Below are 21,124 nucleotides of genomic sequence, written 5' to 3'. Positions count from 1 at the left end.
CCGCTCGCGGAGAGCCACCGGGGCCGATGGGACGATCCGTGGAACCACGAAGCCCTGGGGAGGAAGGGTCGCCGAGCGACTGTCGAACCCGATCTCCCGTCCACTCCGCAGGCATTGACACTGTCCGCCCTCTCCTATCACCGCTCCCCGTTCGCAATCCGCCTCCGCTCAGTCACCGAACCTCGAACACGACTGACGCTGGGCAGATCGCGAACGCTAGGGCGGCGGCGGGAGCGCCCTGGCCCTGTCTCGTTCACGGCCAGCTCCCGCCACACCCTCCGCAGACCCACGTGCCGCCCGCGACCCCGGTATCCTGGACCCCACACCCATCAGGCACGCTCACACAGTGCCGCCCATATCGCTCGAGGAGTACCCCATGGCTGCCACCATTCCCGACAAGCCCGCGCTGGAAGGCCTCGAGCAGAAGTGGGACGACGCATGGAACGAGCGCGGCACGTACGTCTTCGACCGCCTGCGCGCCGCAGAGGCCGGCCGTCAGGGCGTGTACTCGGTCGACACCCCGCCGCCGACGGCATCCGGAAGCCTTCACATCGGCCACGTGTTCTCGTTCACGCACACCGACGTGAAGGTGCGCTTCGAGCGCATGCGCGGCAAGACGGTGTTCTACCCGATGGGCTGGGACGACAACGGCCTGCCGACAGAGCGCCGCGTGCAGAACTACTACGGCGTGCGCTGCGACCCCTCGCTCCCCTACGACGCCGACTTCACCCCGCCGTTCGCGGGCGGCGACAACAAGAGCAGCAAGGCCGCCGACCAGGTGCCCATCAGCCGCCGCAACTTCATCGAGCTGTGCGAGCAGCTCACCATCGAAGACGAGAAGCAGTTCGAGGAGCTGTTCCGCGAGCTGGGCCTCAGCGTCGACTGGACCCAGACCTACCGCACGATCTCGGACGACTCGATCCGCACGAGTCAGCTGGCGTTCCTGCGCAACATCGAGCGCGGCGAGGCCTACCAGGCGCTCGCCCCCACGCTGTGGGACGTGGACTTCCGCTCCGCGATCGCCCAGGCCGAGCTCGAGGACCGCGACCAGCCCGCCGCCTACCACCGCGTCGGCTTCGCCAAGACCGACGGCTCGGGCGACGTGTTCATCGAGACCACCCGTCCCGAGCTGCTGCCGGCGTGCGTGGCGCTCGTGGCGAACCCGGATGACGAGCGCTACCAGCCGCTGTTCGGCACCACGGTGCGCACCCCGCTGTTCGACGTCGAGGTGCCCGTGCTCGCGCACCCCCTCGCGCAGAAGGACAAGGGATCGGGCATCGCCATGATCTGCACCTTCGGCGACGTGACCGACATCATCTGGTGGCGCGAGCTCGACCTGCCGAACCGCACGATCATCGGCAAGGACGGTCGCATCGTCGCCGAGGCCCCCGATGTGATCGTGACGGATGCCGCGAAGACGGCGTACGCGGAACTCGCGGGCAAGACGGTGTTCAGCGCCAAGAAGCGCATCGTCGAGCTCCTGCAGGAGTCCGACGCCATGGAGGGCGCCCCCAAGCCCTTCACCCACCCCGTGAAGTTCTTCGAGAAGGGCGACCGCCCGCTGGAGATCGTGTCGACGCGCCAGTGGTACATCCGCAACGGCGCTCGGGATGCCGAGCTGCGCGAGCGTCTGGTGGCCCTCGGCCGCGAGATGTCGTGGCATCCGGACTTCATGCGCGTGCGCTTCGAGAACTGGACCAACGGCCTCACCGGCGACTGGCTCGTGTCGCGCCAGCGGTTCTTCGGCGTGCCGATCCCCGTCTGGTACGGCCTCGACGAGAACGGCGAGCGGGACTACTCGCGCGTGCTCACGCCCGACCTCGCCTCGCTCCCCGTCGACCCGACGACCGACGTGCCCCCGGGCTACACGGAGGATCAGCGGGGCGTCGCCGGCGGCTTCGACGCCGAGCGCGACATCCTCGACACGTGGGCGACGTCCTCGCTCACCCCGCAGCTCGCCGGTGGCTGGCAGCGCGACGAGGAGCTGTGGAACCTCGTCTCGCCGTTCGACCTGCGCCCGCAGGGTCAGGACATCATCCGCACCTGGCTCTTCTCCACGATGCTGCGCAGCGCGCTCGAGGACGACCGGAGCCCCTGGTCGGATGCCGCGATCTCGGGCTTCATCGTCGACCCCGACCGCAAGAAGATGTCGAAGTCGAAGGGCAATGTCGTGACGCCCGCCGACATCCTCAAGCAGCACGGCTCCGACGCCGTGCGCTACTGGTCGGCGTCGAGCCGCCTCGGCACCGACGCGGCGTTCGACCCGCAGAACCCCACGCAGGTGAAGATCGGTCGGCGCCTCGCGATCAAGCTGTTGAACGCGGCCAAGTTCGTGCTGTCGTTCCCCGTCCCCGAGGGGGCCCAGGTCACGCACGCGCTCGACGCGTCGATGCTGGCGACCCTGGATGCCGTCGTGCGCGACGCCACCGCCGCGTTCGAGGCGTACGACCACGCACGCGCTCTGGAGATCACGGAGTCGTTCTTCTGGACGTTCTGCGACGACTACCTCGAGCTCGTCAAGGAGCGCGCCTACGACCAGACCGACGTGGGTCAGGCCTCGGCGGCCCTCGCGCTGCGAACGGCCCTGTCGACGCTCGTGCGCCTGTTCGCCCCCGTGCTCTCGTTCGCGTCCGAAGAGGTGTGGTCGTGGTTCGAAGAGGGATCGGTGCACACCGCCTCCTGGCCCGAGCCGCTCGGCATCGAGGGTGACCCCGCGGTGCTGACCGCGGTGAGCGCCGCGCTCATCGGCATCCGTCGCGCCAAGACCGAGGCCAAGGCCTCGCAGAAGACGCCGGTCACCTCGCTGATCGTGTCGGGTCCGAACGTCGCGGCCCTGCGTCTCGCCGAGGGCGACCTGCGCGCGGTCGGGCGCATCGAGACGATCTCGTTCGCCGAGGCCGACACCACCACCGTCACCGACATCGTGTTCGCACCCCAGGAGGCCTGATGCAGCTCGGAACCCGCTGGACCGCCCGTGAGCAGCCGCCGAAGGCCGTTCCCGAGGCGTTGCACGCCCAGATCGCCGCGGTCGAGGCCGCGCTCAACCCCGATGGTCTGAGCGCCCCCGCGCCGCGGTGGACGCTGACCTTCCTCGAAGGACGCCCCGTGGCCGAGCTCGACACGGGGGTCATCGTCTCGCAGGAGGCCTCGGGCGAGGTCGTCGTGCGGTACGACGACGACGCCGAGTTCGCCTGAGCCGTCGTCGCCGGCGAGAGCCCGCCGCCGCCTCCGGGCGGACGGCGGGCTCTCTCGTTCGACGTCGAGAGGTCCCGGTCCCTTCGGCAGGCTCAGGACCCTCCGCCCCGGGTGGCTGAGCGCGTCGATGCCGTCGCCGCGGAGGAGCCGCGGCCGTGACCGCGGACGGCACGCCGCCTAGGCTGGACCGATGACGGATGCCCCCAATCCCCTCCTCGCGCCGCCCTCGCTCCCCTACGATCTGCCGCCCTACGGCAGCATCCGCGTCGAGCACTACCTGCCCGCGTTCCAGGCCGGCTTCGCCGCACAGCGCGACGAGATCGACACGATCACCGCGCAGTCCGATGCGCCGACCTTCGAGAACACGCTCGTCGCGCTCGAGCGCAGCGGCGAACTGCTCGGTCGTGTGAGCCGCACGTTCTACACCGTCACCGGTGCTGACGGCACCGCGGAGATCCAGGCCGTCGAAGAGGAGCTCGCTCCGCTCATGTCGGCGCACCGCGACGCCATCCAGCTCGACTCCGCGCTGTTCGCCCGCGTCGCCGCCGTGCACGCGCAGCTCGACGACCTCGATCTCGACGCCGAGAGCCGCTACCTCGTCGAGCGGTACCACCGCGAGATGTCGCTCGCGGGCGCCGGCCTCGACGACGCCGAGAAGCAGCGCTTGACCGAGCTCAATCAGAGACTGTCGGTGCTCACCAACACCTTCGAGAAGAACCTCCTCGCCGACACGAACGACCTCGCCGTGGCGTTCGACACCGCCGCCGAACTCGACGGACTCAGCGACGGCGAGCTGTCCGCCGCCGCTCAGGCAGCGACCAGCCGCGGACTCGACGGCCGCTACGTCGTCACCCTCACCCTGTACACGGGGCACCCGCTTCTCGCCTCGCTGACGGATCGTGAGAGCCGCCGCCGCCTGCTCGAGGCGTCGCGCTCCCGCGCCGCGCGCGCCAACGACAACGACAACCGCGGGGTCCTCCGCGAGATCGTGCGTCTGCGCGCCGAGCGCGCCGCCGTTCTCGGCTACCCCTCGCACGCGGCGGCCGTCCTCGCGGATCAGACGGCGGGATCTCCGGATGCCGCGCGCGACCTGCTGCGACGGCTCGCCGCCCCCGCAGCGGCCAACGCACGCTCCGAGCAGGACGCCCTGCAGGAGATCGCGGATGCCGACGGCATCCGCATCGAAGCCCACGACTGGGCGTTCTACACCGAGAAGGTGCGCGCCGAACGGTACGACCTCGATCGCGCGGCCCTTCGGCCGTGGTTCGAGGCCGAGCGCGTGCTGCGCGACGGCGTGTTCTTCGCCGCCGAGCAGCTCTACGGCATCCGCATGACCGAACGCCACGACCTGCAGGGGTACCACCCCGACGTGCGCGTGTTCGAGGTGCACAACGCCGACGGCGGCGAGCTCGGGCTGTTCCTGCTCGACCTGTACACGCGCGACACCAAGCGCGGGGGCGCATGGATGAACTCGATCGTGACGCAGTCCCGGCTCCGCGGCACGGCCCCGGTGGTGGTCAACAACCTCAACGTGAACAAGCCCGCTCCCGGAACCCCGACGCTGCTGACGCTCGACGAGGTCACCACCCTCTTCCACGAGTTCGGCCACGCCCTGCACGGGCTCTTCGCGACGGTGACCTATCCGCACTTCGGCGGCACGGCCGTCTACCGCGACTTCGTCGAGTTCCCCAGCCAGGTGAACGAGATGTGGATCCTCTGGCCCGAGATCCTCACGAATTACGCCCGCCACATCGACACCGACGAGCCGCTCCCCGCCGATGTCGTCGAACGACTGCACGCCTCCGAGGCGTTCAACCAGGGCTTCGCGACCAGCGAGTACCTCGCAGCGTCCTGGATCGACCAGGCGTGGCACGGCCTCTCGGTCGACCAGGCCTCGGCGGGCATCGACGTGGCGGAGTTCGAGGCGCGAGCCCTCGCCGACATCGGCCTCGACAACCCCGCCGTGCCCACCCGCTACGCCTCGACGTACTTCGCGCACGTGTTCTCGGGCGGGTACAGCGCCGGGTACTACTCCTACATCTGGAGCGAGGTGCTCGACGCCGACACCGTGGAGTGGTTCCGCGAGAACGGCGGACTCACGCGCGCGAACGGCGACCGCTTCCGCCGGAGGCTGCTGGGGGTCGGTGGGTCCGGCGATCCCCTCGCCGCCTACCGCGATTTCCGGGGTCGGGATGCCGAGATCCAGCCGCTCCTCGAGCGGCGCGGTCTCGCCGGCTGAGGTCGGTGCGCGCGGCCGCTCCCGGCGTCCGGGGACGCCGGGTCAGAGCGCGTACTTGAACCCGATGTGCGAGTCGACGAAGCCGAGACGCGTGTAGAACCGGTGGGCATCCACGCGCGCCGCGTCGGAGGTCAGTTGCACGAGGCTCGCGCCGGTCGCCGGTGCGGCCACGTGCATCACCCACTGCATCACGGCCGTGCCGATGCCCGCCGAGCGTTCCGTCGAGGCCACGCGCACGGCTTCCACCAGCAGGCGGGTGGCGCCGCGTCGGGCCATGCCGGGGATGACGGTGAGCTGCAGGGTGCCGACGAGACGGCCCTCCGCATCGTCGACGACGAGGAGGTCGTTCAACGGAGCCTCGAGCACGCTTCGCAGCGCCGCCGCATAGGCCGTGCCGTCGGAATCGCCACCGCGATCGCCGCGTGCCGCACTGATCGGATCATCCGCGAGAAGGACCATCAGCCCGGACAGGTCGGCCGGAACGGCCCGACGCAGCTGCACCTCCCCGGCTCGACTCGACAGGGCGACGGGGACAGCAAGAGCGGACAGCATCCCTCCATCCTGCCCGCCTCGGAACCTCTTTGGCCTCGGGGTGCAGGACGGTGCTCGGCGTCCGTCGGGTGGGCGCGCCGGCCGCGCGCTCCTCGGCCCGGCCGCCGGACGGCGTCCGCGCACCGGTGCACCGCGGACGCGGGAGCGGAGGACCTCAGCGCCAGCCGAGCACGTCGCGGACGAACTGCTGCGAGGCGGGCGCTCCGTCGTTCGCGATGCCGCGTAGGGCCTCTCGCGTCACCAGGAGTCCCGCGGGCGCGTACTGCGCCTCGACGCGGTCGAGGGCAGCGGTGAGGAGGTGCGCCGCGTCGTTCGTCGTGGTCCAGCCGACCAGGGTCGGGTGCGAGAACGCCACGAGCTCCGCCCCTTCGTCGTGAGCGCGGGCGCTCGCGACGACGACCGTCGGGGTGGCGCGTCGGCGGAGCCCGGGTAGGAAGGCGAGCGGGGTGTGCTGCAGCGCGGCATCCATGATCCCCGACGACCATGTCGGGGAGGGATCCCCGATGCGCACGTCCTGCGCGATCCACTCCGACCCGCGCGCCGACAGGGCCCGCGACATGCGGTCGTCGCCGACGTCGAACCTCTCGGCACGCAGGGCGTCGACGAGAGTCGACAGCGCAGCCCCCGGATCGTCACGCACAACCAGCCGCGCCCCGCGCGTCACTCCCCCGACGGCGAGAGGGCTCACCCGCAGCCGCTCACCGCGCCCGTGGAACACGAGCGGAGTGGTCAGGCGCTGCGGCGCTTCTGCGCCAGCACGATCGTCGGCTGGGCTCCGTCTTCGACGGCCGCGCGGGTGATGACGACCTTCGCGATGTCGTCGGCCGAGGGCACGTCGAACATGATGGGGCCGAGCACGTCCTCGAGGATCGCGCGCAGACCGCGCGCACCCGTCTTGCGGGCCACCGCGAGGTCGGCGATCGCGCGCAGCGCGTCGTCGTCGAACTCGAGCTGCACGCCGTCGAGCTCGAACATGCGCTGGTACTGCTTGACGAGGGCGTTGCGGGGCGCGGTGAGGATCTCCATCAGCGCGTCCTGATCCAGCGGCGAGACGGATGCCACGACGGGCAGACGACCGATGAACTCGGGGATCAGACCGAACTTGTGCAGGTCTTCGGGCAGCGCCTCGCTGAAGAGATCGGGCGCGTCCTCTTTACGCTGCAGCGGAGCGCCGAAGCCGACGCCGTGCTTGCCGACGCGAGCGGAGATGATCTCCTCGAGCCCCGCGAAGGCACCGGCCACGATGAACAGCACGTTCGTCGTGTCGATCTGGATGAACTCCTGATGCGGGTGCTTGCGGCCCCCCTGCGGCGGAACCGAGGCGACGGTTCCCTCGAGGATCTTCAGGAGCGCCTGCTGCACGCCCTCACCCGACACGTCGCGCGTGATCGAGGGGTTCTCGGCCTTGCGGGCGATCTTGTCGACCTCGTCGATGTAGATGATGCCCTGCTCGGCGCGCTTGACGTCGAAGTCGGCGGCCTGGAGGAGCTTGAGGAGGATGTTCTCGACGTCTTCACCGACGTAGCCGGCCTCGGTGAGGGCCGTGGCATCCGCCACCGCGAACGGCACGTTGAGGCGCTTCGCGAGCGTCTGGGCGAGGTAGGTCTTGCCGCAGCCCGTGGGGCCCAGCAGCAGGATGTTGCTCTTGGCGATGTCGATCTCTTCGGCGCGCGCCTCGGCGGGCTGCAGTGTGCCGTGCGCGCGGACGCGCTTGTAGTGGTTGTAGACGGCGACGGCCAGGGCGCGCTTGGCGGGCTCCTGACCGACGACGTACTCCTCGAGGAAGGAGAAGATCTCGCGCGGCTTGGGCAGGTCGAATTCGGCGACCTCGCCGGCCGAGGACTCGGCCATGCGCTCTTCGATGATCTCGTTGCAGAGCTCCACGCACTCGTCGCAGATGTACACGCCGGGACCGGCGATCAGCTGCTGCACCTGCTTCTGGCTCTTGCCGCAGAAGGAGCACTTGAACAGGTCGGCGCTCTCACCGATGCGTGCCATGCCCGTTCCTCCCGTCACCCGGCCCCCGCCGGTGTGTACCCGAGCCTAACCCGAGCCCGCGACATCCGAGGGCATTTGCGCGCCCGGCGGTGTCGTAATCGCCGACGGCGGACCCTCCCTCCCCCGCGCGATTCGCCGGGATCTGTCGCTCCCGCATCGCCGGGGGCGACGAATTCCGGCGACTCACGCGGGGCTCACCGCGCACGACGAAGCCCCGCAGACCGAAACGGGTCTGCGGGGCTTCGTCGTGTCGCGAGCGTGTCAGGCGGTGAGGGCCGCGGGCTGACGCTTGCGGGTCGTGAGCACCTGGTCGACGATGCCGTACTCCATCGCCTCGGCGGCGGAGAGGATCTTGTCGCGGTCGATGTCCTTGTTGACCTTCGAGACGTCCTGACCGGTGTGGCGGGCCATCGTCTCTTCGAGCCAGGTGCGCATGCGGAGGATCTCCTGCGCCTGGATCTCGATGTCGGACGCCTGCCCGTGACCGGCCTCGCCCATGGCGGGCTGGTGGATCAGGATGCGGGCGTTCGGCAGGGCCAGACGCTTGCCGGGCGCGCCGGCGGCCAGGAGCACGGATGCCGCGGACGCGGCCTGACCGAGAACCACGGTCTGGATCTGCGGCGAGACGTACTGCATCGTGTCGTAGATCGCCGTCATGGCCGTGAACGAGCCGCCGGGCGAGTTGATGTACATGATGATGTCGCGGTCGGGGTCCTGCGACTCGAGCACGAGCAGCTGGGCCATGACGTCGTCGGCCGAGGCGTCGTCGACCTGGACGCCCAGGAAGATGACGCGGTCCTCGAACAGCTTGTTGTAGGGGTCCTGGCGCTTGTAGCCGTAGGCCGTGCGCTCCTCGAACTGAGGAAGGACGTAGCGGCTCGAGGGCATGTGGGCCGCTGCGCCGCCGAAGGTGGGGATGTTCATGTCGGTGTCCTTTTCCTCTCGACTCAGGCCGCGGTTCCGCCGCCGCCGGTGACGTCGGTGGCGTGCTCGCGCATGTGGTCGACGAAGCCGTACTCGAGGGCCTCCTGAGCGGTGAACCAGCGGTCGCGGTCACCGTCGGCGTTGATCTGCTCGACGCTCTTGCCGGTCTGGTTCGCGGTGATCTCGGCGAGGCGGCGCTTCATGTCGAGGATGAGCTGCGCCTGCGTCTGGATGTCGCTCGACGTGCCGCCGAAGCCGCCGTGGGGCTGGTGCAGCAGCACGCGCGCGTTGGGCGTGATGTAGCGCTTGCCCTTGGTGCCGCTGGTCAGCAGCAGCTGGCCCATCGACGCCGCCATGCCGATGCCGACGGTGACGATGTCGTTCGGCACGAACTGCATCGTGTCGTAGATCGCCATGCCGGCCGTGATCGAGCCGCCGGGCGAGTTGATGTAGAGGTAGATGTCCTTCTGCGGGTCCTCTGCCGCGAGCAGCAGGATCTTGGCGCAGATCTCGTTCGCGTTCTCGTCGCGCACCTCCGAACCGAGCCAGATGATGCGGTCCTTCAGCAGCCTGTCGAAGACGCTCGTTGCCATAAGGGGTTCGGGCATGTGTGCTCCTCTTCCGGTGATCTGCAACGAATCTACCGGCGGGTCCGTGGGCGGGATGCCGTGTTCGCCGCGGGCGGATCAGCGCGGATCGTCGGCGATTTCTCGCGCGTATCCGGTCACGGAACGGGTATAGCGCGGCAGGTGCGGCGCGAGGGCCTGGAGAGCGACGGATGCCGCCCGCTCCGGCTCCCCGCTCGACACCAGCGCGAGGGCGTAGAAGGCGGCAGCCGCGTCGTGCAGCTCCCCGCGCGGCTCGCGCTCGTACTCCGCCCGGAGCATCCCGAGCGCCTCCTCCGTCTTGCCGAGGTTGCGGATGGTGCTGGCGAGCTGAATCGTCGCGCGGGTGCGGCGCTCGTCGTCGAGGCCGATCTCGAGCGCGCGACGGTACAACACCTCGGCCTCGTCCTCGACGCCCGCCGAGTCGCGTGCTCCCGCCCGTTCGAAGAGCGCCACGGCATCGTCGTCGGGTCGCTCGGCGGCGAGCTCGTCGATCCGCGAGATCACCTCGGTGGGGCTGAGCGCATCATTTGCCCAGACGGCATCCACTCTGCTCTGCCAGTCGTCCATGTGTCGCATCCATCTCTCGTCAGGCATGTCGAGTGTCCAGGACACGCCTCTGACCGTCGGGACGCGCGGCGTGTTCGGGACACTCAACAGGGGTCGGTGATCCGGATGTCGAGCGTCTGGACACGACGCGCGAGCGGTGCGCTGGAGGGCGTGTCGGGGACGCTCACCGGAATCCGGGAACGAAGAAGGGGGCGGATGCCGTGACATCCACCCCCTCCGTCATGACTTACTCGCCGTCGGCGGCGTCGGCCTTCTTCTTGGCCGGGGCGCGCTTCTTGGCGGGAGCCTTCGCGGGGGCCTCCTCAGCGGCGGCCTCCTCGGCGGGAGCCGCGTCAGCGTCGGCCTTCTTCTTCGCGGGGGCGCGCTTCTTGGCCGGAGCCTTCGCGTGGGCCTCCTCAGCGGCGGCCTCCTCGGCCGGCGCCTCGTCCGCGACGTCGTCACCCTCGACGGGCTCTTCGCCCTCGACGGCGACGAAACCGGTCAGGTCGACGGGCTTGCCGTCGGTGTCGACGACGGTGACCTTGCCGAGCGCGATCGCGAGGGCCTTGTTGCGAGCCACCTCGCCGACGAGCGCGGGGAGCTGGTTGCCCTGCTGCAGCGCGTTGACGAAGTCCTGCGGCGCCATGTTGTACTGCGCAGCCGACTGGATGAGGTACTGCGTCAGCTCGTCCTGCGACACCTGGACGTTGGCGTCCTCGGCGATCTTGTCGAGCACCATCTGCGTGCGGAACTGCTTCTCGCTCGCCTCGGTGACCTCGGCGCGGTGCTCGTCGTCTTCGAGGCGGTTCTCGCCCTCGAGGTGGTTGTGCACCTCGTCCTCGATGAGCTGCGGGGGCACGGGGATCTCGACGGCCTCGAGGAGGGCGTCGATGAACTTGTCGCGCGCGGCCGAACCCTGCGTGAACACGGCCTGCTGCGACACGCGCTCGCTGAGCGACTCGCGGAGCTCGGCGATGGTGTCGAACTCGGACGCCATCTGGGCGAAGTCGTCGTCGGCGTCGGGGAGCTCGCGCTCCTTGACGGCCTTGATGGTGACGGCGACCTCGGCCTCTTCGCCGGCGTGCTCGCCACCGACGAGCTTCGAGCGGAAGGTGGTCTGCTCGTCGGCGGTGAGCGACTCGATCGCCTCGTCGATGCCCTCGAGCAGCTCGCCGGAGCCGATCTCGTACGACACGCCCTCGGCGCGGTCGATCTCGTTGCCGTCGATCGTGGCGACGAGGTCGAGCTCGACGAAGTCGCCGCTGGTGGCCGGACGGTCGACGGTGACGAGCGTGCCGAAGCGGGCGCGCAGGCGGTCGAGCTCGGCGTCGATGCCGGCCTCGTCGGCGGATGCCGCGTCGACGGTCACCGTGATGGTGTCGTACGCGGGCAGCTCGAACTCGGGGCGCACGTCGACCTCGACATCGACGACGAGGTCGCCGGAGAAGTCCTTCAGCTCGGGGAGCTCGACGATCTCGGCGCTCGGGCGGCCGATGACGCGGAGGTCCTGCGCCTCGACGGCCTGACGGTAGAACCCGTCGAGACCCTCGTTGACGGCGTGCTCGATGACGGCGCCGCGGCCCATGCGCTGGTCGATGATCGGCGCGGGGACCTTGCCCTTGCGGAAGCCGGGGATCTGCACGTCGCGGGCGATGTGCTCGTAGGCGTGGGCGATGCTCGGCTTGAGCTCGTCGGGCGAGACCGTGATGTGGAGCTTGACCCGGGTGGGGCTGAGCTGCTCGACGGTGCTGTTGACCATGCGGTGTGTTCTCCTCGTGTGGCCCGCGCGCACGCGGGGGCCGTGTGGGCCTGTGGTCTGTGGGGCCGTTGCGTCGGGGCGACAGGATTTGAACCTGCGGCCTCCCGCTCCCAAAGCGGGCGCTCTACCAAGCTGAGCTACGCCCCGGGGCGACGCGCGCGAACGCGTTCGACGAAACGACCTCGGAAAGTCTAGTCGATCGACCTGGGACCGCCGGTTTTCTCGCGGTGCGGGGCGAAATCGGCATCCGAGTCGACCGGGTGCGTTCGCGACCGCCTGCGCCGTGTCGTACAGTAGACGAGTCCGACTCCGCGGCTCGTCATGAGCGGCGGAATTCGGGGCTGTAGCTTAGTGGTAAAGCCTCTGTCTTCCAAACAGATGATGCGAGTTCGATTCTCGTCAGCCCCTCCACTCCCCCGTCGTTGCGACGATCACGGCTCCTTCCGATCAGCGCCCGGTATCGGCATCCATCCGTTCCACCGCGCGCCCGGCCACGACCGCGGCGACGAGAAGCCACACGACCGCCCACGCGCAGCCGGCCATCGCGGTCCATACAGCCGCGTCCTCGCCCGCGACGACCGCCGCGGCTCCCGCCGCGATGAGACCGGCCCCGGACACGGCCATCGGTACGACGGCCGCGGTGTGACCGACCCGCCACGCCTCGTCGCTGCGCATCGTGGAGGTCGTGCGGATGCCCATCCAGAGGTTGCGGGTCAGCGTGCCGCGGGAGGACCGGTAGGCCAACCATGCGATGAGCGCCCCGGCGATCAGCAGAGGGACGGCGGTGCTGAGGGCGATGATCACGGGACCTCTCCCTCGGCATCGGGGGCACGGCGGGCCAGGACGCGGCGGAACGACGCGGGCAGTTCGACGTTGCGACCGGCCCCCGTGAAGAACGGCGCCACCTGCTCGGGGTGGTATCCCGCGATCCCGCAGCCCACCTCGGTGAGGAGGAAGCGCAGTTCCGGGTGCTCGGCGGCGAACGCGACGAATCGGCGCGCCTGCTCCTCGAAGACGGTCGGCCCCGACATCGTGTCGATCGCGTAGGACCGACCCTGCAGCCCCTCGCCCTCTCCCCACACGGCCCCGAAACGATCGAGGGCGAACCGGGCCGCTCCCCCGCCGTGCGCGCCGGCCGCGTTCGACCCGAAGACGAAGACCTCACCGGGCTCGAGAGTGGTGATGGTCATCGCCCCACCCTATGCACGCCTCGCTCGCGACGCCCACCCATCGCGGGTGGCGGACGGCGAGCGAAACAGCGGGCCGCGCTCACTGCGCACCGCGTCCCGAGCACCGACGGTCCCGCGTGATGGATCAGACGTGTTGCGCGTGGGCGTGGCGCGCCGTGTGCCTGAGGTAGGTCTCCGCATTGCGGACGATCCCCTCGCGCTCCGCCGCCGTGAGCTCGCGGCGCACCTTCGCCGGAACACCCGCCACCAGCGACCCCGGCGGCACGATCGTCCCCTCGAGCACCACCGCGCCCCCGGCCACGAGCGATTCCGCGCCGATGTGCGCACCCGAGAGCACCACGCTGCCCATGCCGATGAGCGATCCGTCGTCGATCCTGCATCCGTGCACGACCGCGTTGTGGCCGACCGATACGTCGGCGCCGATGACGACCCCGTGGCCGGAATCGACGTGCACGGAGACGTTGTCCTGCAGGTTGCTGCGGGGCCCGACCACGATCGGGGCGCTGTCGGCGCGAAGGACGGCGTTGTACCAGACGCTCGCCCCCTCGGAGAGGGTCACCGCACCCACGACACGGGCCCCGGATGCCACGAACGCACTGCCGTGCAGGGAGGGCGTCGCGCCGTCGAGGGTCAGGACGGAGGCATCGGGGGCGATCGTCATGGGCCGAGGCTAGCCGTCGCGGGGCACTACTGACGACTACCGAGGGACGAGCGGAACGGTACCCGGCGACCCGGAACCGGTAGTGGCAGCCGGCCGGAGCCCTCGTAGGTTCGGAGCCACCTCAGTCGCAGCCGCTCTTGGAGTCGTCATGTCATCGTCGACAGCACCCGCCCCCGCCCCCACCCCCACCGCCCGACCCGTCCGACGGCATCGGCGCACCACCGCCATCCTCGCGATCGCCGTCGGTGCCGCCCTGCTGTCGGCAGGCGGTGGGACGTATGCCTACTGGTCGACCCAGACCGCGCTCACCGCTGGCCCCGTCAGCGCGGGTGATCTCAACCTCTCGCTCGGCACGGGCACGTGGAGCCTGAAGGGCGTGCTGGGCTCGGCGCAATCGGTGAGCAACCTGACCACCGTCAAGATCGTCCCCGGAGACGTCCTCACCCTGACCCAGCCCTTGGACGTGACGCTGGTGGGCACCACCATCGCCGCGGACCTCAAGGCCGAGGTGGGGTCGACGTTCACGTCGGGAGCCCTGGGCAGCAACCTCGACGTGGTCCTCACGGTGAGCAGCTACGGCACGGCGACCGGCACGAACACCTACCGCCTCACCTCGGCCAACAGCGGCGCCGCCACGGCGACCCTCACCATCACCTTCAAGCCCGGGACGACGGGCCGTGCCGGAGCCACCCAGAGCGTCAACCTCAACGACATCGCCTTCACGCTCACGCAGGCGTCCAGCTGACCCGGTGCCTCGATGTCGACGCGTGATGCGTCCCCCCGCGGACGACTGCGCGCAGCGGCGGTGCTCGCGGCGGCCCTGGTGCTCGGTACCGGCACCGCTGCCGCCCAGGCTTCCTGGCGCGCTCAGGCATCGCTGACGGCGGGACCCGTGGCATCCGGGTCGTTCGACCTCGCCACCCAGTGGATCGGGGACTGGTCGACGTGGACGCCGCTGTACCCCGACCGCTCCAGCGACACCCCCCTGCTGCGAGTCACCGAGACCGGCGCCGGTGGAACGACGCTGCGCTGGCGTCTGACGCCCACCGTCACCGCCCCGGCGTACGTCACGACGCGGGTCTACCTCGGCTCGTGCGGAAGCGCGACGGTCATCGCCTCGGGTACGTCCTACGCACCGGCCGGCGGCTTCAGCCCGGGACAGTCGGTCGACATGTGCGTGCGCGCCACCCTCGCGGCGGATGCCCCCGCCTCCCTCCAGGGCACGGCGCTCACGCCGACCGTCGTCGTCACCGCCGACCAGGTCGTGCAGTGACGACGCGGCGTCGACACGCGCGGGCCACGGTCGCGGTGACCGCGCTGATCCTGGCCCTGGCGGGCGCCAGCCCGGCATCCGCTGCGTGGCAGGTGAGCGCGCCCGTCCCGCTGCCCGCCCTGAATGCGGGCGCACTCGGTGCGCCGACGCTGCTGTCGTGCGCGCCGACGACCGTCAACGGGCTCGCCGCCGCGCGCCTCACCTGGGCGCGGGTGACGGGAGCGAAGGAGTACTCCGTGATCGCCACCAACGTGCGGACGGGTCAGCCCCCCGAGCTCGCGCGCGTGCAGGATTCCACCGTGACCGGAGAGACGTTCTCTGTCACCGTGCAGGGCGGACTGCTCGGCGGCGTGGTGACCCTGCTGACCGGCAATCCCACCGTCGCCGCCGTGTCGATCAACGGCCTCTGGCGGTCGTCGCCCAGCGCTGCGCAGACCGTCGTCCCCGGGAACGGCCTCGGTTTCGTCCTCGGGGGTGCGACGTGTCCGTGAACGTCGGCCTCCGGCGCGATCGCCGTTCCGCCCCGCCCTCCCCCGGACGCATGGCGCGGGCGCGCGGCATCCTGTCGACGATCCTCCTGATCGCCGTCTCGGCGTTCGCCCTCCTGACCGTCGTCGTGCCCACCGTCCTCGGCGCGCAGACCTACACGGTGCTCACCGGCAGCATGAATCCCGGGATGCCGCCGGGGAGCCTCATCGCGGTGCGCCCGACGCCGTTCGACGCCGTACGCGTGGGCGATGTCGTGACCTACCAGATCCGGTCGGGCGAGCCGGCCGTGGTGACGCATCGCGTCGTGGGGACGACCTCGAGCACGAGCGGGGACCGACTTCTCATCACCCGTGGTGACGCGAACGACCTCGACGACCCTCCCGTGCAACGCGAACAGCTCCGCGGCACGGTCGTGCTCGCGCTCCCGCTGCTCGGCTACCCTTCGGCCGTCTTCGGCGGCCAGGAGCGCGGGGCGGCGATCGCCGTCGTCGGCGTCGCGGTGATCGCGTGGGGCGCGGTGATGTTCGCTCTCGACCTGCGTCGTCCTCGACGCCGCTCGCGCACCCCGATGGTGGTCGTCGCGGCGATCCTGGCCGCGTCGTGCTCGGTGGCGGTCCCGGCGCCCGCGAGGGCCGACACCGTCGGATCCTCTCCAGCGCGGCTCCTCGTGAGCGACGACGGCGAGCACTTCGTCGCCGACGGCTCCATCCGCCTCTTCGCACCGGATGGACCGCTCGTCCCCGGGGCGAGCAGCGTCGCCACTCTCTGGATCCGCAACGGCAGTGCCGACCCCGCTCGCGCGGGACTGCGGCTCGAGACCACCGACGACGGCGACCCTGCGAGCCGGGCGCTGGCGGACGCCCTGCGGTTGGTCGTGGCGTCGGTCCCGGTGCCGCCCGGCGGCGCGTGGGTGAGCGAGATCATTCCGGCGGGGCGCACGGTGCGCCTCGACATGGCACTGCGTCTCGACGCGGAGGCGCAGAACGACTCCCGCCGGGGACGGGCCACGGTGACCCCGGTGGTGCAGTTGACCGAGGCGATCGCGGATGCGGTGCTCCCCGGGCGGCCGACGTCCGCAGAGCTCCCCCGGACGGGTGCGCCCGCGGCTCCGGTCGGACTCGTCATCGTGGCTACCGCCGCCCTGATAGCCGGCGCCGCGGCAGGGCGTCGGAGAGGAGCGGAGGGAAGGTAAGGATTGCCTCCTCACCGGGGATTTAGCCGAGCCTCATCTTGCTTGCGGAATGCTCGGGCGTGAGTAGCGTTGCACCCATCAGACTTCGTTCACTGCGACAAGGAGCAGACATGAGCACCGTTCAGACCCCCGCCGCCACCACCGTCGACCCCACGATGGCCGCCGGCACGGCCCAGTTCCTCTCCCCCGTCGTGATCGGCCTCGAGGCCCTCGTCGTCAACGGCAAGCAGGCGCACTGGCACGTGCGCGGCTCGAACTTCATCGGCGTGCACGAGCTGCTCGACACCGTGGTCGCCCACGCGCAGGACTGGGCCGACCTCGCGGCCGAGCGCATCGTGGCCCTGGGCCTGCCGATCGACTCGCGCCTGTCCACCGTCGCCGCCAAGGCGAAGGCGACCGAGGTGCCTGCCGGCTTCGCGCAGTCCGACGTCGTGATCCGTGCGGTGATCGCCGACATCGACGCAGTTCTCGTTGACATCGAGGCCGCCATCGAGGGCCTCGACGAGATCGACATGTCGAGCCAGGACGTCGCGATCGAGATCAAGCGCGGCCTCGACAAGGACCGCTGGTTCCTCTTCGCGCACCTCGCCGCGTAAGACGTCGACGAAGGGGGCGGTGCGTGAGCACCGCCCCCTTCGTCATGCCCGGGCGCCCTCGGTCATCCGGGCGGTCCCGGAGATGCCGGACCGTCGCGCGACGCGGGAGAAGCCGTCAGACGCCGTGGGTCACCCGGCCGGCCACCAGTGTCGTGCGCACGGGCATCGACCGCAGCGCGCGCTCATCGGCGGTCAGCGGATCGACGCCGACGATCACGAGGTCGGCGACCGCCCCCGGCGCGATCTCGGCCGGTGTCGTGGATCCCCCGGCGGTGGATGCCGCGATCGCGGTGCCGATCTCCACCCTCTGATGCGCCTGCCAGGGCTCGCGCCCATCGCGGGTGCGGAACACCGCGGAGGCCATCGCCGCCCACGGATCCAGCGGCGCCACCGGAGCATCGGATCCGAAGCGGAGGTTGGCGCCGCTGTCGGCCAGGGCCCGCAGGGGGTAGGGCTGCGCCGACTGCCCGGCCCAGATGGCATCCGTCATGTCGCGGTCGTCGAGCGCGTGCTCGGGCTGCACGCTGGCCGCCACGCCGAGGCGGGCGAAACGCGGGATGTCGGCGTGGGCCACGAGCTGCGCGTGCTCGATCGTCCCGACCGCACCCGTCACCGCGTAGGCGTCGAGCGCGTGACTGTTGGCGACGTCGCCGATCGCGTGGATCGCGCACGCGAGACCGGCGGCGGTCGCTCGCGTCATCATCTCGACGAGGTCGTCGGGGGCGACGGTGAGCAGACCGCGGTTGGCGGGATCGCCGGGATAGGGGTGAGCGCACGCGGCGGTTCGCGTGCCGAGCGAGCCGTCGGTGATGGCCTTCAGCGGTCCGACGCGGACGAGGTCGTTCCGCCCGCCGCGCACGCGGTCACCCGTCCGCAGGCCCTCGGCGATCGCCCGGTCGAGGTGCTGAGGGTAGGTGCCGTACGACACCCGCAGGGCGTCGAAGCCCCGCGCCGCGCGACGCTGCCACGGTTCGTCGTTCCACGTCATGTCGAGGTCGACGAGCCCGACGAGGCCCCGGGCCGCCGCGGCTCGCGCCATGCGTTCGACGGCGCCGTCGGCGACGTCGGCCTCCACGGCGTTCAGGCGACGGGAGATCTCGAACGCGTCCTCCTCGACCAGCATCCCGGATGCCACGGGAGCGAACCGCTCGCGACGGAAGGCCGCGGAGTTCATCCAGACGCTGTGCACGTCGGCATTGATGAGATATGTCGGGACGTCGCCGGTCGCGGCATCCAGCAGGTCGAGGCGCGGCGCGTCGGCCCACAACCCGTCGCGGAAGCCGGAACCGATCCGTCGCCCGTCACTGAGGGGCGCGAGCGCCATGACGGCCGCCGCCTCATGCGCGGAGGAGATCTCGCCCAACGGGACGCGATCCGCCGCGAGGGCCCACTGGAGCACGTGCACGTGGTGGTCCCACAGGCCCGGGAGGAGCCACCCGCCCTCGCCCTCGACGACGACACCGGCGGGGCGCAGGTTGCCGGTCGGCGCGATGTCGGCGATGACCCCGTCGACGAGGACGAGGTCGACCGGTTCGTCGGTGGGCAGCAGCTCGCGCCCGGGGCCGGCCACGCGCACGGCGCGGACGAAGCCGACGCTCTCCCCGATCACGGGCGCACCCGTGCGTCGGCGGCGCGCTGCATCTCCGCCGCGAGCCCCGGGTTGTCAGACCCGAGTCCCGCGATGATCGTGTCGATCACCTCGGGGCTGCGATTCTGGCTGAGCTTGCGCTTCGCCGTCACGCGCGTCGGCGTCAGGCGGAAGCCGACCGTGCCGCGCTCGAGGCGCTCGACGAAGGCGGCGTCGTTCGGGAGCGTGTACAGCCCGCGCGCATCGGCGCCGTCACCCTCGAAGCGGTCGACGAGCCGGTCGAGCACGCGGATGTTCTCCTCCGCCGACAGCAGTTCCGGGATGCCCGACAGGTGCGCCGAGACGAAGTTCCAGGTCGGCACGGCGGGGACGTCGCCGTACCAGCGCGGGGTGATGTAGCCGTGCGGGCCCTGGACGACCACGAGCAGCTCGCGATCACCGAGACCGAGGATGACGTCGTCGGGTTTGCCCACGTGCCCCACGATCGTGAGATCGTCGCGGGTGTCGTCGAGCATGACGGCGTAGTGCGAGGCGACGAGGCCGTCATCGGTCTGGCTCACGAGGGTCACCCACGGATGGAGGTCGATGAGACGGCGGATCTCACCGACGTCGGTCATCGCGAAGCTCGGATTCTGGCGCACCGGATCAGCCTAGAACGGAGCCGGCCTCCGACGCGCTCGACCTCCTCCGCGACGCAGGTCCCTGAGCCCGTCGAAGGGACCGGAACCCCCGAAACGCCTGGGGGCTCGACCGGGCTCAACCTCCTCGGGACGCCCTCACGCCTGGCAGTTGGGGCACCAGTAGAGCTTCCGCCCCGCGGCCTCCTCCATCAGCACCGTCGTGCCGCAGATCCGGCACGGGAGCCCCGCGCGGTGGTACACCCAGTGCCGGTCGTCGCGGTGCGCCATCGCGCGGCGGTACGCCTCGGGCTCGAGATCGTCCATCGTCATCATCTGGCCGGTCTCGACGCCGATCGGCAGGAGCCGCGACCAGTCGCGCCACAGATCGCGCACCACCTCCTCGGGCACCTCGCGACCGGGGGTGTGCGGGTTCTGTCGGGCGCGGAACAGCAGCTCAGCGCGGTAGACGTTGCCGATGCCGCTGACGACGGACTGGTCCATGAGCAGCAGCCCGATGGGGGTGGGCTTCTTCCTCACCGTCGCGGTGAAGCGCTCCTCGCCCTCGGCGAGGTCGTCGACCAGCGGGTCGGGCCCGAGCTTGTCGATCGTCGCCTGCACCTCGTCGGGCGTCTGCAGGGCGCACGCGGTCGGGCCGCGCAGGTCGGCGCACGTGGTCTCGGTGAGAAGACGCAGACGCACCGCTCCCACGGGTGGCGGCGGCCACTCCGTCTCCTCGTCGAGGCCGGTGGTCTGCTCCGACATCCGCACGCGGGAACGTCGCGGGGCGCCGATCGAGCTCAGGGAGTTCTCGCCCGCGGCATCCATGATCGCTTCGTCGACGACGGTCCCCCGCTGGTTCGTCTGGCCCATGCGCCCGTTGGACGACGCGATGGTGGCGTCGACCGAGACCTCGCCCGAGAAGTCCCACGCGCCGTACATGCCCAGGTGCACCCGCAGCCAGACGTCGCCGTCGAAGCGGAGGAACATCTGCTTCGCGACCGCCCGCGCCTCGAGCGCCTCGCGTCCGTCGAGCACAGCGGCACCCTCGGCGAATCGGCCCTGCGGGCTGGATGCCGAGACCGTGCGTCCGACGATGTTGCGCTCGAACTGCCGAGCGATCCGATGGACGGAATGCCCTTCGGGCATCAGCCTGCCTCGGGGTCGAACGAATCGCTCGCGTCGGTCATGGTGTTCTCCGATCGGCCGGCGCGCGGGTCGGGAAGAAGCACACCGTCCTGCTCGAACGCGGCGAGCTGGCCGATGCGGCGCGCGTGGCGCTCCTCTCCCGAGAACGGCGTCGCGATGAAGCGGTCGATGAACGACGCGGCCTCGTCGAAGGTGTGCTGGCGCGCGCCGATGGAGATGACGTTGGCGTCGTTGTGCTCGCGGGCGAGCTCGGCGGTGGAGATGTTCCACACGAGCGCGGCGCGCACGCCCAGCACCTTGTTCGCCGCGATCTGCTCACCGTTGCCCGAGCCGCCGAAGACCACACCGAGGGCCTCGACGCCCGCCGCCTGGTCGCGCACGACGGCTTGCGCGGCGCGGATGCAGAACGCCGGGTAGTCGTCGAGCGGGTCGTACTCGACCGGCCCGTGGTCGATGACCTCGTGTCCCTGGGCGGCGAGGTGGTGCTGGATCTGGGTGGAGAACTCGAGACCGGCGTGATCGGTGCCGATGTGGATGCGCATGGGGCC

22 protein-coding genes and 2 tRNA genes are annotated in these 21,124 nt (G+C 70.6%); 9 read left to right on the top strand and 15 right to left on the bottom strand.

What is annotated here, in order from left to right; all coding sequences use genetic code 11:
* The first annotated feature begins 376 nt into the window (after window positions 1-376).
* The 3 genes from valS to AB0230_RS11685 all read left to right on the top strand — a co-directional run bounded on the left by valS (window position 377) and on the right by AB0230_RS11685 (window position 5,434).
* On the top strand, window positions 377-2,947 hold the full coding sequence (gene valS / locus AB0230_RS11695) for a valine--tRNA ligase (RefSeq protein ID WP_366375875.1): 2,571 nt from the start codon (window positions 377-379) through the stop codon (window positions 2,945-2,947).
* The gene (locus tag AB0230_RS11690; RefSeq protein WP_298872502.1) at window positions 2,947-3,195 is read left to right on the top strand and encodes a hypothetical protein; all 249 of its coding nucleotides are present in this window, start codon (window positions 2,947-2,949) and stop codon (window positions 3,193-3,195) included. The genes valS and AB0230_RS11690 overlap by 1 nt, the downstream gene beginning before the upstream one ends.
* Before the next feature lie 190 nt (window positions 3,196-3,385).
* The gene (locus AB0230_RS11685) at window positions 3,386-5,434 is read left to right on the top strand and encodes a M3 family metallopeptidase (RefSeq protein WP_366375873.1); all 2,049 of its coding nucleotides are present in this window, start codon (window positions 3,386-3,388) and stop codon (window positions 5,432-5,434) included.
* Between the two features lie 42 nt (window positions 5,435-5,476).
* Here the strand turns inward: AB0230_RS11685 and AB0230_RS11680 are convergent, their stop codons facing one another.
* The 8 genes from AB0230_RS11680 to AB0230_RS11645 form a co-directional block, all read right to left on the bottom strand.
* A complete protein-coding gene (locus AB0230_RS11680) occupies window positions 5,477-5,986 on the bottom strand; it encodes a GNAT family N-acetyltransferase (RefSeq protein WP_366375871.1) in 510 nt (169 codons plus the stop codon).
* A gap of 154 nt (window positions 5,987-6,140) precedes the next feature.
* The gene (locus tag AB0230_RS11675; protein WP_366375869.1) at window positions 6,141-6,674 is read right to left on the bottom strand and encodes a hypothetical protein; all 534 of its coding nucleotides are present in this window, start codon (window positions 6,672-6,674) and stop codon (window positions 6,141-6,143) included.
* A 41-nt stretch (window positions 6,675-6,715) separates the two neighbouring features.
* Window positions 6,716-7,984 carry an ATP-dependent Clp protease ATP-binding subunit ClpX gene (clpX, locus tag AB0230_RS11670; RefSeq protein ID WP_315995589.1) on the bottom strand — a complete coding sequence of 423 codons (1,269 nt, stop codon included), beginning with the start codon at window positions 7,982-7,984 and terminating at the stop codon, window positions 6,716-6,718.
* A 261-nt stretch (window positions 7,985-8,245) separates the two neighbouring features.
* Window positions 8,246-8,908 (bottom strand): ATP-dependent Clp protease proteolytic subunit, encoded by a 663-nt coding sequence (locus tag AB0230_RS11665; protein WP_315995588.1) that lies wholly within the window; start codon window positions 8,906-8,908, stop codon window positions 8,246-8,248.
* Window positions 8,909-8,931: 23 nt separating this feature from the next.
* On the bottom strand, window positions 8,932-9,516 hold the full coding sequence (locus AB0230_RS11660; protein WP_058231493.1) for an ATP-dependent Clp protease proteolytic subunit: 585 nt from the start codon (window positions 9,514-9,516) through the stop codon (window positions 8,932-8,934).
* 78 nt (window positions 9,517-9,594) lie between these two features.
* On the bottom strand, window positions 9,595-10,110 hold the full coding sequence (locus AB0230_RS11655; protein ID WP_363579194.1) for a tetratricopeptide repeat protein: 516 nt from the start codon (window positions 10,108-10,110) through the stop codon (window positions 9,595-9,597).
* A 199-nt stretch (window positions 10,111-10,309) separates the two neighbouring features.
* Window positions 10,310-11,821: a trigger factor gene (gene tig / locus AB0230_RS11650; RefSeq protein ID WP_366375866.1), complete on the bottom strand. Its 1,512-nt coding sequence runs from the start codon at window positions 11,819-11,821 to the stop codon at window positions 10,310-10,312.
* Between the two features lie 73 nt (window positions 11,822-11,894).
* Window positions 11,895-11,968 (bottom strand) — tRNA-Pro (locus AB0230_RS11645).
* Window positions 11,969-12,158: 190 nt separating this feature from the next.
* Between AB0230_RS11645 and AB0230_RS11640 the strand changes: the two genes are divergently transcribed.
* A tRNA-Gly gene (locus tag AB0230_RS11640) sits at window positions 12,159-12,232 on the top strand.
* 36 nt (window positions 12,233-12,268) lie between these two features.
* Here AB0230_RS11640 and AB0230_RS11635 read toward each other — a convergent pair.
* The 3 genes from AB0230_RS11635 to AB0230_RS11625 all read right to left on the bottom strand — a co-directional run bounded on the left by AB0230_RS11635 (window position 12,269) and on the right by AB0230_RS11625 (window position 13,672).
* Entirely contained in the window at window positions 12,269-12,625 is a 357-nt protein-coding gene (locus AB0230_RS11635; protein ID WP_363391852.1) for an SdpI family protein, read from the bottom strand.
* The gene (locus tag AB0230_RS11630; protein WP_366375864.1) at window positions 12,622-13,011 is read right to left on the bottom strand and encodes a hypothetical protein; all 390 of its coding nucleotides are present in this window, start codon (window positions 13,009-13,011) and stop codon (window positions 12,622-12,624) included. The genes AB0230_RS11635 and AB0230_RS11630 overlap by 4 nt, the downstream gene beginning before the upstream one ends.
* A 124-nt stretch (window positions 13,012-13,135) precedes the next feature.
* Window positions 13,136-13,672 carry a gamma carbonic anhydrase family protein gene (locus AB0230_RS11625; RefSeq protein ID WP_366375862.1) on the bottom strand — a complete coding sequence of 179 codons (537 nt, stop codon included), beginning with the start codon at window positions 13,670-13,672 and terminating at the stop codon, window positions 13,136-13,138.
* Window positions 13,673-13,820: 148 nt separating this feature from the next.
* On the opposite strand from AB0230_RS11625, the gene AB0230_RS11620 reads away from it, so the two are divergent.
* The 5 genes from AB0230_RS11620 (at window position 13,821) to AB0230_RS11600 (ending at window position 17,222) form a co-directional block, all read left to right on the top strand.
* Window positions 13,821-14,417: an alternate-type signal peptide domain-containing protein gene (locus AB0230_RS11620; protein WP_315995582.1), complete on the top strand. Its 597-nt coding sequence runs from the start codon at window positions 13,821-13,823 to the stop codon at window positions 14,415-14,417.
* A 12-nt stretch (window positions 14,418-14,429) separates the two neighbouring features.
* Window positions 14,430-14,945 (top strand): hypothetical protein, encoded by a 516-nt coding sequence (locus AB0230_RS11615; protein ID WP_366375860.1) that lies wholly within the window; start codon window positions 14,430-14,432, stop codon window positions 14,943-14,945.
* Entirely contained in the window at window positions 14,942-15,436 is a 495-nt protein-coding gene (locus AB0230_RS11610) for a hypothetical protein (RefSeq protein ID WP_315995580.1), read from the top strand. Before AB0230_RS11615 ends, AB0230_RS11610 begins: the two co-directional genes overlap by 4 nt.
* A complete protein-coding gene (locus tag AB0230_RS11605) occupies window positions 15,427-16,626 on the top strand; it encodes a signal peptidase I (RefSeq protein ID WP_366375858.1) in 1,200 nt (399 codons plus the stop codon). The genes AB0230_RS11610 and AB0230_RS11605 overlap by 10 nt, the downstream gene beginning before the upstream one ends.
* A gap of 110 nt (window positions 16,627-16,736) precedes the next feature.
* Entirely contained in the window at window positions 16,737-17,222 is a 486-nt protein-coding gene (locus tag AB0230_RS11600) for a DNA starvation/stationary phase protection protein (RefSeq protein ID WP_076675873.1), read from the top strand.
* 115 nt (window positions 17,223-17,337) lie between these two features.
* Here AB0230_RS11600 and AB0230_RS11595 read toward each other — a convergent pair whose 3' ends face one another.
* The 4 genes from AB0230_RS11595 to AB0230_RS11580 all read right to left on the bottom strand — a co-directional run bounded on the left by AB0230_RS11595 (window position 17,338) and on the right by AB0230_RS11580 (window position 21,118).
* Entirely contained in the window at window positions 17,338-18,831 is a 1,494-nt protein-coding gene (locus AB0230_RS11595) for an amidohydrolase family protein (RefSeq protein WP_363391866.1), read from the bottom strand.
* Complete coding sequence (locus AB0230_RS11590; protein WP_315995577.1) at window positions 18,828-19,451, bottom strand: FMN-binding negative transcriptional regulator; 624 nt, start codon at window positions 19,449-19,451, stop codon at window positions 18,828-18,830. Before AB0230_RS11590 ends, AB0230_RS11595 begins: the two co-directional genes overlap by 4 nt.
* A gap of 135 nt (window positions 19,452-19,586) precedes the next feature.
* Complete coding sequence (locus AB0230_RS11585; RefSeq protein WP_366375855.1) at window positions 19,587-20,576, bottom strand: DNA-formamidopyrimidine glycosylase family protein; 990 nt, start codon at window positions 20,574-20,576, stop codon at window positions 19,587-19,589.
* Window positions 20,576-21,118 carry a ribose-5-phosphate isomerase gene (locus tag AB0230_RS11580; RefSeq protein WP_315995575.1) on the bottom strand — a complete coding sequence of 181 codons (543 nt, stop codon included), beginning with the start codon at window positions 21,116-21,118 and terminating at the stop codon, window positions 20,576-20,578. Before AB0230_RS11580 ends, AB0230_RS11585 begins: the two co-directional genes overlap by 1 nt.
* Window positions 21,119-21,124: the final 6 nt, after the last annotated feature.

Source organism: Microbacterium sp. NPDC089190 (assembly GCF_040701795.1).
In the GTDB taxonomy this organism is placed as follows: domain Bacteria; phylum Actinomycetota; class Actinomycetes; order Actinomycetales; family Microbacteriaceae; genus Microbacterium; species Microbacterium galbum.
The sequence above is the reverse complement of the archived record's forward strand: the minus strand, read 5'-3'. Positions and strand labels throughout refer to the sequence as shown.